Raw genomic sequence first — 11753 nt, 5'->3', positions numbered from 1 at the left:
TTAAACTTAATGAATTATATTATGATTTAAATATTTTAATTTTATTTGTTCAAAATTTTAACTAGATAATTAATGAACAGTCCTTCTTAAAGCCTGCTCTATTTCTTCTTGTGAATATAATTTCGAATTTTTATTTATATAAAAATTTGGTGAGTTTTTAATTATGAATGAGTTGCTTAATTGATGTTGTATCAATTGATTTTCAATTAATGTTTTTTGAGAGTCTAAGCAAGATTGAAAGATCTCTGAATTTAAATTTGATGACTTTGCAATTTCTATTACTTTATTCTTAATATCTTTTATGTTAGATAAATTTTTTTCTTTCCATAAAGAAAGTTGAAAGATCATCTTATTATATTTTAAAAATGAAGTGGTCCCTTGTTTTTGAGCACAATAAGCTCCGTTTATTAAAATTTCATTCATTTTATTATTATTTGACGAATAATGTATTGAAACAAAATTAACCTTGTCTCCATATTTTTTGAATATTTTTTCAAATTTTTCCTCTTTTTCTTTACTTTTTAATTCATTATAATCATAAATATTTAATAAGGTTATTTCAGATTGCTTTTTTCCTGAGGAAGGAAAAGATGAAATATCAATATTTAATGGAGGATTTTCTAAGTCAGGGATTAGAATTTTAATTCTATTATTTTTAAGAAGTTCAGTTATTTTTTTCTCAGAAATTTCTATCATTTTTTGATTTATCAACTGATTTTTCAATTGTATTTTGAGATTTTCAAATGTTTTTCCTTGGAAAACACCAACTCCTTCTTTTTTTAAAATATCATCATAATAGTTTTTCACAATTTTATCATCAATATAATCTAACTTAATCAAGTCTTTCAAAGTTAAAAAATCTTCCTGTTTTGCATTTTTTTTATTAAAATCATTTGTTAATGCAATTCTTAAAGCTGTCTGGTTTAAGAAATTTTTTTCAGCATGATAAATATTATTTTTTAGGTTATAATAATCATAAATGGATTCTTTTGGTAATGAGGTTGAAGTAAAACGAATCCCATCTACTTCAATTAGTTTTTTCCCAAATATATCATCAATGTCAATTTCTTTATTAAAAATGGGCAAAATTTTATTTGAAAAACCAACACCTAAAATAAACCCAGCCAATAAAATTAAAAATAGGGTAAATATTTTTTTAATATTCATAAATAGCTCCTCTTTTTTTAATTATAACAAAAAAGAAGTTAATTTATAAAATAGATTCATCAAATTGACATAAAAATATCATATTTTAGAGATAGCAAAAAACTGATTTTTTTCGGTTATGGATATCATAACGAATTTAATTTAAATTTTTGATTTCAATTCATTTGTTTGACTCCGAAAATTTTGCTTATTCATTTCAACTATAATTAAAAAAAAACAATAAATGAATAATATTTTCCCAATCATAATAAAGACATATTTAATAATATATTCAAAACTAAAAGCAAACATACCGAAATATATATGATTTTTTAAGTTTTATAAGGACAAGGTTTGCTTGAGTAAAAATAAATTAATATATTATTTATATTTAATCATATATTTTATTAGCAATTGTATTATCATATCAAAAACTGAAGCCGAAGAAAATAATTATGAATCATACATTATTCAAAAATATGATACTATAGAATCTATTTTAATTAAAAAAAATTTAAGACCAATTTATGGTAAAAATGGGAATATTGAAGAATTTATAAAATTAAACAAGAATAAAAGAAAAAAAAATAGCCATCTAATTTATCCAGGAGAAGTCGTAATTTTGCCCAAAAAAGCAAATTATGAAGTGAAAAAAGATGAATTTGCAATTAATTTAAAAAAATATGAGTTTAGCACATCAATTCATTATAAAGAAGCTTCCCTTGAAACATTAACTCAATTACCTGAAGGTTATGTTTACATAGAACATACTGTAAAAAAAGGAGATATGATAAGTATATTACTTAAAAAATACGGCGCTTCTCCAATTTATGGAAAGAATGGGAATTTATTTAAAACTCTAGAATTAAATCCTAACAAAAAACCATCAAAAGGCGATTTAATATATCCTAAAGAGATTATAATTATCCCTATTCTAATTTCAAAGCTAAAAGAAATTAATGAAATAGATAGAGAAAATTTAATTATATTAAGTTCATCAAATTCAGAAAAAACGGATCTTAAAAAACTTTCTTTCAAAGAATTTTTTGAAATTTATGATAAAAATAAAACTAATATACCAGATGATAAAAAAGAAATCATAACAAAAAATAAGACAAATAGTAATAAAATAGAAAATTCTGAAATTATACTTAAACTTAAATATGACAAAAATCATATTATATTGAATTGGAAAAAAAGAACAACTAGAAAAAATTACACCTATGAAATTTTAAAATCTTCTTATGATGAAGATAATTATCAGATCATTGAAAAAAATATACAATCTCATTTTTATGAAGATTTATCTATTAAAGATGGCATGAGCTATTACTACAAAATCATTGGTTATGATAAAGAAAAAAATAAAATAGAATCTAATATAGAAATCATTCATACAAGACCCACTCCTGCTCTCAATTTAATATCAAAACTAGAAAAAAATAAAATTATTTTAAAATGGGATGAGGCAAAATCATATCTACCAATTACTTATGAAGTCAAACGATCTTTACATAGTCAAAAAGGTTATTATTCAATAAAAAAAGGTCTAACTAATTTATTTTTTGAAGACAATACGGCAAAACCCGGTGTAAAATATTATTATATCATTAAAACATTTGATACAAATGATAATTATTCTCTATCAAATGAAGTATTTATTAATACATCACCAAATAAAATAGAATTAAATGGCTATTCAAAAAAGGAATATATTTATTTGGATTGGAAAGATGGAAAATCTAAAATACCAATTAAATATGATGTATTAAGATCTACATCACTAAATGATGAATTTAAAACAATTGCTTCTAATTTGAAAATGAAACTATTCAGAGACAGAGGAATTAAACATGATAGTAATTACTTTTATCAGATTATTGGTAAAAATGAAGATGGCGTCGAAATATATTCTAATATTTTTTCAACAAAAACAGAACATAGTAAAATTAAACTAAATATTTCTTATGAAAACTCAGAAGTCCATTTAAATTGGAACAAAAATTTAGGAAATATACCATTAAAATATTCTGTGTTAAGATCGCCAAATAATTTTAATACTTATGAAGTTATAACTGAAAATTTAAATGAAACCGATTTCATTGATAAATCCGCTTTAAATGGTTTTCAATATTTTTATAAAATCATTGCTGAAAATGAATATAATAAAAAAATAGAATCAAATATCGTTCGCATTTTAACAAAATCAAATTCTGTCAATAATATTAAATTGAATCTAATTGAAAAATATGATGTTGAAATAAATTGGGACAAATTAATAACAAACTCAAATTATTTATATTCTATTAAACGTTCCTATGAAAAAGAAAATAACTATGAAACTATCGCAAAAAACATTAAAGACAACCATTTTATAGACAAAAAAGTAAAACCCGGAAATGAAGTATTTTATATTATTTCAGCAATAAATAAAGAAAATATAGAAGTGAATTCTGATATCGTCTCAATTATAACAACGCCAAAAGAGCCTATTGATTTAATAGCATATTCAAAAGATAACTCTATATTTCTAAGCTGGAAAAAATTAGAAAGTAATATCAAAATGGAATACGAAATTTTTCGTTCAGAATCTCCAAATTTTGATGATTTTATCTTAATTCATTCTTCTGAATTAGATGGACAATTTGAAGATAAATCCATTTTATATGAAGAAAAATATATTTACAAAATTTTAGTTAAATGTGAAAATTTAAAATCTAATTTTTCTGAAAAAGTTACTATTATGAGTCATAATGGGAGACATACTCCTCATACTTTAGATATGAATCTAGGAGTAAGATACTTAACTTTTAATGAGTATAATAATAATTCTAACTCACATGCTGCTCTCTATTCTGCAGCAAGTCCAAGCTTATCTGCCGCTTTAAACCAAAACTGGGAAGACAACTTGTATAGTTATTTTGGCTCAGAAGTTTTATATGTAGATTTATTAAAATCGCCTATTTACGATATTATTAATCGCCAAAAATATTTATTTAGTACTTTTTTTGGGGTCAATTATAAAACAAATTATGATGTAATTTATAATGCAGAAAGCTCAATTTCACAAGATATTGTATATGAATCCCAGGGTTTTAATACGATGCAAGATAAATTAGTTTATATTATAAATAATAAACTTTCTCTTGGATATCAATTTTTTGAGAAAGAAAATATAAAAGCCCTAATTGAAGGAAGTTATATTTTGACATTTCCAATTAATTATGGATTTAAATATATTGGAAATGGTTATAAAGGTGAGTTAAAAATAAATCATCAAAGTTCTGCTTTTGGTTTCGGAGCAAAGTTATTTTATTTAAGTAGATATACAAATACAGATTCCATTAAATCGAATATAATTGAAACAGGTATTATTGGTGAATTTTCATTAGAACTAGGATATAATTAATTGTTAAATTTTTTATTTATAAAAAAGTTTTCCATAAATAAGCACCAATAATACCGCCAAGAACTGGCCCCAAAACAGGGATCCAAGAATAAGTCCAATCCGATTTTCCTTTGCCTGCTATAGGTAACAAAGCATGTGCAATTCTTGGTCCTAAATCTCTTGCTGGGTTTATTGCATAACCAGTTGAGCCCCCTAATGAAAGGCCAATGGCCCAAACTAATATACCGACAAGATAAGGTCCCATTGCAGGAGATATAGCACCGTTATTTGTGGCCTTACCAAAAATAGCACCAATTCCAAAAACCAAAATAGTTGTTCCAATCACTTCGGTCATTAAATTTGAAGGTGAGTGTCTTATTGCTGGGCCTGTTGAAAAAACAGCTAATTTAAGAGAGGGATCTCTTGTTTCTTTCCAATGTGGTAAATAAGTTAACCAAACTAAAGTAGCACCTAAAAAACATCCAGATATTTGGGCAAGCATGATAGGAAATAAATCGGATAAAGAATAAATTCCACCCAATAAATATTTTGCTAAAGTAACAGCAGGGTTTAAGTCCGCTTGAATGGATCCAACCGATTTAGCAACAAAAACGCCTCCCATTACAGCAAATCCCCAACCTGTCGAAATGGCAAGCCAACCCGCATTTAATCCTTTTGACTTTGAAAGCAATGTATTTGCAACAACACCACCACCAAATAAAATTAAAAAAACGCAACCTAAAAATTCGCCTAATATTCTATCATCCATAATGATTCCCCAACAGAATAAATTATTTATCCACACAGTAGTGATAACGAACACGATTTTTAAGTTTTTGTCTATAAAACATTTATTTTTTTTAATTTGACAAAAAAGAGGAAGCACTTTAAATAACCAAAAAATGTGTTCAAATTTTAAACATATTTTAAATCAGGTTTCATTTTTAATTTTTTATTTTCCTAGCAAAAGCTTGTTTAAATCAAAATATGTTATGATCTGATATCTAATTTAAGACTCTTGTTTTATAGATAACTTGATTCATATGTAAAGGATTCGTTCATGATTGGATTTTTAAGAGGAATCTTGATAGAAAAAAACCCCGAAAATATAGTTATAGATGTAGGTGGTGTTGGCTATGAAATTGAAGTTCCTGCTACTACATTATGTCAATTGCCGACACTTTTAAATGAGGTTCAATTGAGTATTTTAACTCATGTACGTGAAGACGCCATTCGATTATTTGGTTTTTCATCTTCATTTGATAAAAAAGTTTTTCAAGAATTGATTCAGGTTTCTGGTGTAGGACCTAAAGCGGCATTAGCTTTATTAGGACCAGTAGATGGTTATGATTTATGTGAAATTATTACAACAGCTCAAATAACGAAACTAACATCTATTCCAGGAGTGGGTCCTAAAACTGCAGAAAGACTTGTCTTAGAATTAAAAGATAAATTACAAAAGAAATTAGCGCGAAAACGGGATGATATTGAAATTCAAAAAACTAAAATTTCTGAAAATATGGCAGGATCTATTTTAAATAGCAATAAAGCATCTCAAAAAATTGAACAAAAACTTATAAGAAAACAAATAGTAGAAGATTTAAAAAGCGCATTATTTCATTTAGGTTATAAAGACAAACAATATTTTGAAGTAGTAAACAGCGTTGAACAACGCTTACAACATGGAGAAAATATTTCTTTTGAACTTGCATTAAAAGAATCGCTTTCAAAGCTTTCTGAAAGAATGATCTTAAAACATTAAGGTTACAAAATATGGATACCAGTGTACATACCAAATTTGATAATTCAATTGTTTTACCTGAATTAGCAAATGATACGATAGAACCACATTTAAATTTGAGACCCAAAAATTTTGATGAATATCCTGGTCAAGAAAGGGTTTGTGAAAATTTAAAAGTTTATACACAGGCTGCAAAGTTACGTGGAAAAATGTTAGATCATTGTTTATTTCATGGACCACCCGGTTTAGGTAAAACAACTTTAGCTGGCATTGTTGCCGAAACAATGGGCTATCAAATTAAAGTAACATCTGGTCCCGTCATAGAACGCGCCGCAGATCTAATGGGTATTCTTGCAAGCATTGAATCAAAAACAATCCTATTTATAGATGAAATTCATAGATTACCCTCTAATGTTGAAGAAATATTATATTCAGCAATGGAAGATATGAGATTAGATATTTTAATTGGACAAGGACCTACAGCAAGAACGGTAAAATTTGATTTACCTCCATTTTGTATCATAGGAGCAACAACAAAAGCAGGTGCCATTTCCGCTCCCTTAAGAGATAGATTTGGAATTCAAGAACACCTTGACTTTTATTCGCCTGAATCATTAACAAAAATATTAATGCGAAGCGCGAAAATAATGAATGCGCAACTTGAAAATGAAGCAGCCTTTCTTTTATCAACCCGATGCCGTGGAACGCCACGTATCGCAAATCAATTATTAAAAAGAATATTAGATTTTGCTTTAGTTTCTAATAAAATCTCAATTGATTGTGATGTTGTTAATTTAGCACTAAAAAGATTAGGTGTTGATAGTGAAGGTCTATGTATTATGGATAGAGATTTTTTAAAAATAATGAAAGATCGATACCAAGGAGGACCCGTTGGTCTAGATGCCATAGCTGCTGCATTAAATGAAGAAAAATCCACATTGGAAGATGTTTATGAACCTTATTTAGTTTATAGGGGATTTGTGTTAAGAACAGCAAGAGGACGCATGCTTTCAGATTTAGGCAAAAACCATTTAGATAATTAATGTAAAGTTATCTTCTATTTTTAAAGAGATTTTCATATTTTTCAATAATATCATTATATTCTTTTGAATTTATGATTTCATTTAATTTTCTCTCAAAATATAATCCTCTATGTTTACTTTTTTTTGCAAAAGCAATATATCTTGGTACTTTTTTAATTGAAGAAGGTAAAAAGCGAATTTTATCATTCAAATTATTCTTATTTGATATAAATAAAATTGTATTAAAATCACCTATAATAAAATCGACTTTGTTATTTATAAGGCCATTTAAAAGATCATTCATATTATTAAATTGAACTTTAGTAAAATTTTTTGCGGTATCAAATTTGTGATCATAACTATAAGTTTTTATAACACCTGCTTTCATTCCATCAAAATCTCGCATATTTTTCCAATTCGTAATATTTGAAGTACTTTTTACAACAAATACATCTAGTCCATAACGAATAGGTCCAACAAAATAGAAATACTTTCGTCTAGCAGGAGTATCAACAAATTGCCAAGCAAAATCATATTTATTTTCTTTTAGATTATGAAAAACATTATCCCAGGTATCCGTATGAATCGAAAAATTAATTTTTAATTTTTTCATGACTAATGTTACTATTTCTGTATCTATTCCTATATATTTTCCATTTTCAATATAATTATAAGGGGGAAAATCTCTTTCACACGCACCAACCCATTCTAATGCAAATAGATTCTGCGGTATTAAAAATAAAATATAAATTATAGTCTGACAATATTTAAGCAAATTATTTCACCTAATGAAAACCAATTTCGTAAATCGTTTTCCCTTAATTCAATATTATTTTTTAATTTATGAATTCCAATATATTTTAAGTTACTGACAATTCTTGCTATTGCACGAAACTCTGTTCCTTTACAAGTAGGAAGCTGATCATCTAAGTCATCTGATTCTGTTGTTTCTTTAAAAGGCAAATAAATATTTGTTTTTCTAAATGAAATGCCATTACTTTCTTGAAAATCAAAAGTAACGGATTCATTTATATTAGGATTATCTAATACAATGATTTCTATTGGCATATAATCAAAAATCCACAGTGAAGATAAAGATTGCATATTTTTACCGTCAATATAATCAATTTGTTGAGTTATAAAACGCCACTTTTTTTTGTCGTAATAATCAAATAATACTCTTTTAATAGGAATATATACATACTCTTGAGAAGAAACAAGTGGAGATAAATGAGTGATATCATCTTCTTCAACGGATTGGCAGGAAATAAAAAAAGAAGGTAGCATGAAACAGATAAATTTTGTTAAAGGTTCATATTGAAAACGTAAGAGCATAACAGTCCTTGCGAATTACAAACTATTGAGTATGTTTCCTTGGGTTATGCTATCGGCAGAAATTGATTTTTATTTTAACTAAGGTAGAAAAGAATGAGCAAAACAACAAATGCTGAACCAGATCTAATAAGAAACTTTTGTATTATTGCCCATATAGATCACGGTAAGTCTACTCTAGCCGATCGCTTATTGGAACTTACGGGGGCTGTGGCTGATCGCGATAAACAAGCGCAAATACTTGATAGTATGGACTTAGAGCGCGAACGTGGGATTACCATCAAAGCTCAAACAGCAACTGTAGATTATAAAGCAAAAGATGGAAAAATTTATACATTAAATTTAATTGATACTCCTGGTCATGTGGATTTTACTTATGAAGTAAGTCGAAGCCTAACTGCTTGTGAAGGAGCACTCCTAGTTGTCGACGCCACGCAAGGTGTTGAAGCACAAACAGTGGCAAATGTTTATTTAGCAGGTGATAATAATGTTGAAATTATTCCTGTCATAAACAAAGCCGATCTTCCCAGTGCAGACTATGATCGAGTTTGTTTTCAAATTGAAGAAGAGCTCGCCATAGACACCTCTAACGCAATAAAATGTAGCGCTAAGACGGGTATGGGTGTTGCTGACGTTCTGGAAGCCATTATTCATTACGTCCCCGCCCCAGAAGACACACGCAGTAAAGATCTCCGTGCACTTATTTTTGATAGCTGGTTTGACCCATATCAAGGCGTAATTGTATTAGTGAGAGTAGTAGATGGTATTGTAAAAATAGGTGATCAAATTAAAATGATGCACTCTGGCAAAACATTTGAGGTCCAAAAAGTGGGCATTATGTGTGTTAAAGCTTATCAACGTGACAGTTTAAGCGCCGGCGAAGTGGGTTATATTATAGCAAATGTAAAAGACGTTAAAGATTCCCGCGTTGGTGATACCATTTGTATGGCAAATTCAAATGTTGAGCCATTACCTGGTTTTAAAAAAGCAAAACAAATGGTTTTTGCAGGAATTTTTCCTGTTGAAACCAATCAATTTGAAAACTTAAAAGATGCTCTTGCTAAACTTACTTTAAACGACAGTTCGTTAAGTTATGAGCCTGAGACTTCTGTTGCACTTGGTTTTGGATTTCGTTGTGGCTTTTTAGGTCTTTTGCATATGGAAATTATTCAAGAACGTTTAGAGCGCGAATATAATATGAATGTTATTTTTACGGCTCCTACTTGTGTTTACATTGTAGAAACCACAAAAGGGGAAGAACTTCGCGTCGATAACCCATCCAATTTACCACCACCCGCAAATATTGCTAAATTTTCGGAGCCCGTTGTAAAAGCAACATTCCATATGCCTCAAGAACATCTTGGTGGAGTTATGGCTTTATTAGCAGAGCGCCGTGGTCTTCAAACAAAAATGGAATACCTCTCGCAAAGTCGTGTCATGCTTCAATATGAACTTCCTTTAAACGAAATGGTTTTTGACTTTTTTGATAGAATTAAAAGTATATCTCGTGGCTATGCAAGCATGGATTATGAATTTCATGATTATAAAGAAAGTGACCTCGTGCGTCTTGATATTTTAGTAAATGGAGAACCTCTCGATGCTCTTTCTTGTATTGTGCACCGAAGCAATTCCTATGAAAGAGGCCGTTTACTTGTTAAAAAACTAAGAGAAGTTATTCCAAGACAACAATTTGAAGTCCCTTTACAAGCAGCAATTGGTTCAAAAGTCATTGCACGTGAAACGTTAAGTGCCATGCGTAAAGATGTTACGGCAAAATGTTATGGAGGCGATATTTCACGTAAACGTAAATTACTTGATAAACAAAAAGAAGGTAAAAAGCGTATGAAACAAGTTGGAAGTGTCGAAATACCTCAAGAGGCATTTATGGCAATACTAAATTTATCCGACGTGGAATAATGGCTAAAAGTAACAAAAATATTTATTTTTTGATTTTTCTCGTTTTATTTGAATTTGCTGTATACATGTCCAATGACATGATTTTACCTGCATTAATAGATGTTGTAAAAGAATTTCAAGTTTCGGAAAGTCTTGTTCCTTTATCATTATCCATATTTTTATTAGGATCCCTTTCAATTCAACTTTTTGTTGGACCTATTTCTGACAGATATGGTAGGCGCTCTACCATGTTTGTTGGAGGCGTCATTGTATTAATTGGAAATATAATTGGAATTCTTGCTTCTAATATGCCTAATTTTTTTGTTGCACGCATTCTTCAAGGTATGGGTCCCTGTTTTATAGGTGTTGCAGGTTACGCTTGCGTCCATGAACTCTATAAAGAAAAAGAAGCCATCAATGTGATTTCTTGGATGGCTTCCGTTGCTTTATTTGCTCCTATGATAGGCCCTCTTGCAGGTAGTACTGTTATGCTTTTTGCAGGCTGGCGCTACATTTTTGTTACGACATTTTTATTGTCATTGATAGGACTGATTGGTTTATGGTTTTTTATGCCAGAAACACTCACAAATGACAAAAAAATAAAAATAAGATTGAAACCTATTCTTACTATATATTTAGATTTAATTAAAAATAAAAATTTTATATTTGGCAGCATTAGTTTTGCTCTATCATTTGGTTCTGTAATTGTATGGATTTCAAGCTCGCCTATTGTTTTAATGAATCTTTATCATTTAAATAAAAGCGAATTTAGTCTTGTTCAAATTCCCATATTTATGGCATTTATATTAGGCACATTTACTTTAAGATATTTATCAAAATTTATGAACTCCTTTAAATCATTATCCATTGGATTTATGATTACATTTATTTCATCAATCGTAACAGTTTTATTTTCTTACATTGCTCCTAATAATTTGTATTTAATTATAGCTGCATTTACATGTTTTAATTTCGGTTATGGTATTCTTTCGGCTCCTTTTACCAGACTTATTCTAGATTCAACGACACAGTCTAAAGGCATGGCTTCTGCGTTACTTTATTTTATGTTTTTTATAATTGGTTCTTTATTTTCTGCCATGTTTGGAATTTTTTATAATGAGACTATTTTCTCATTTACATTATATATTGCAATTATTTTATTCTTATCTTTAATAATTGGGTATAAATCTAAAATGATAAAATTTAATTTTAAAGAATTAAATTAAAT

At 28.4% G+C, this 11753-nt stretch carries 9 protein-coding genes; 5 read left to right on the top strand and 4 right to left on the bottom strand.

Features of this window, described 5'->3' with window-relative positions:
* Positions 1 to 69 precede the first annotated feature (69 nt).
* On the bottom strand, positions 70 to 1167 hold the full coding sequence (locus GCL60_RS02035; RefSeq protein ID WP_153418195.1) for a thioredoxin domain-containing protein: 1098 nt from the start codon (positions 1165 to 1167) through the stop codon (positions 70 to 72).
* A gap of 337 nt (positions 1168 to 1504) precedes the next feature.
* On the opposite strand from GCL60_RS02035, the gene GCL60_RS02030 reads away from it, so the two are divergent.
* The gene (locus tag GCL60_RS02030; protein WP_153418194.1) at positions 1505 to 4555 is read left to right on the top strand and encodes a fibronectin type III domain-containing protein; all 3051 of its coding nucleotides are present in this window, start codon (positions 1505 to 1507) and stop codon (positions 4553 to 4555) included.
* A gap of 16 nt (positions 4556 to 4571) precedes the next feature.
* Here the strand turns inward: GCL60_RS02030 and GCL60_RS02025 are convergent, their stop codons facing one another.
* On the bottom strand, positions 4572 to 5303 hold the full coding sequence (locus tag GCL60_RS02025) for an MIP/aquaporin family protein (protein WP_153418193.1): 732 nt from the start codon (positions 5301 to 5303) through the stop codon (positions 4572 to 4574).
* A gap of 291 nt (positions 5304 to 5594) precedes the next feature.
* Here GCL60_RS02025 and ruvA point away from each other — a divergent pair, with 291 nt between their 5' ends.
* Positions 5595 to 6296, top strand: a complete 702-nt coding sequence (gene ruvA, locus GCL60_RS02020) for a Holliday junction branch migration protein RuvA (RefSeq protein WP_153418192.1) — start codon at positions 5595 to 5597, stop codon at positions 6294 to 6296.
* An 11-nt stretch (positions 6297 to 6307) separates the two neighbouring features.
* Complete coding sequence (gene ruvB / locus GCL60_RS02015; protein ID WP_153418191.1) at positions 6308 to 7318, top strand: Holliday junction branch migration DNA helicase RuvB; 1011 nt, start codon at positions 6308 to 6310, stop codon at positions 7316 to 7318.
* Positions 7319 to 7325: 7 nt separating this feature from the next.
* On the opposite strand, the gene GCL60_RS02010 is transcribed toward ruvB, so the two are convergent.
* The gene (locus GCL60_RS02010; protein ID WP_153418190.1) at positions 7326 to 8072 is read right to left on the bottom strand and encodes a substrate-binding periplasmic protein; all 747 of its coding nucleotides are present in this window, start codon (positions 8070 to 8072) and stop codon (positions 7326 to 7328) included.
* Complete coding sequence (locus GCL60_RS02005; RefSeq protein WP_153418189.1) at positions 8048 to 8632, bottom strand: hypothetical protein; 585 nt, start codon at positions 8630 to 8632, stop codon at positions 8048 to 8050. Before GCL60_RS02005 ends, GCL60_RS02010 begins: the two co-directional genes overlap by 25 nt.
* A 93-nt stretch (positions 8633 to 8725) precedes the next feature.
* Here GCL60_RS02005 and lepA point away from each other — a divergent pair, with 93 nt between their 5' ends.
* Positions 8726 to 10546, top strand: coding sequence for a translation elongation factor 4 (lepA, locus tag GCL60_RS02000; protein ID WP_153418188.1), 1821 nt, complete (start codon positions 8726 to 8728; stop codon positions 10544 to 10546).
* Positions 10546 to 11751 (top strand): Bcr/CflA family efflux MFS transporter, encoded by a 1206-nt coding sequence (locus GCL60_RS01995; protein WP_153418187.1) that lies wholly within the window; start codon positions 10546 to 10548, stop codon positions 11749 to 11751. The genes lepA and GCL60_RS01995 overlap by 1 nt, the downstream gene beginning before the upstream one ends.
* The last annotated feature ends 2 nt before the right edge of the window (positions 11752 to 11753 follow it).

Origin of the sequence: Silvanigrella paludirubra, assembly GCF_009208775.1 — a bacterium.
In the GTDB taxonomy this organism is placed as follows: Bacteria; Bdellovibrionota_B; Oligoflexia; order Silvanigrellales; family Silvanigrellaceae; genus Silvanigrella; species Silvanigrella paludirubra.
This window is presented reverse-complemented; position numbering and strand designations above follow the sequence as displayed.

Excerpts from the sequence above, each read along its gene's own strand:
- ruvA (WP_153418192.1), top strand. The coding sequence starts at position 5,595 with ATGATTGGATTTTTAAGAGGAATCTTGATAGAAAAAAACCCCGAAAAT.
- ruvB (WP_153418191.1), top strand. The coding sequence starts at position 6,308 with ATGGATACCAGTGTACATACCAAATTTGATAATTCAATTGTTTTACCT.
- GCL60_RS02025 (WP_153418193.1), bottom strand. The coding sequence starts at position 5,303 with ATGGATGATAGAATATTAGGCGAATTTTTAGGTTGCGTTTTTTTAATT.
- lepA (WP_153418188.1), top strand. The coding sequence starts at position 8,726 with ATGAGCAAAACAACAAATGCTGAACCAGATCTAATAAGAAACTTTTGT.
- GCL60_RS01995 (WP_153418187.1), top strand. The coding sequence starts at position 10,546 with ATGGCTAAAAGTAACAAAAATATTTATTTTTTGATTTTTCTCGTTTTA.
- GCL60_RS02035 (WP_153418195.1), bottom strand. The coding sequence starts at position 1,167 with ATGAATATTAAAAAAATATTTACCCTATTTTTAATTTTATTGGCTGGG.
- GCL60_RS02005 (WP_153418189.1), bottom strand. The coding sequence starts at position 8,632 with ATGCTCTTACGTTTTCAATATGAACCTTTAACAAAATTTATCTGTTTC.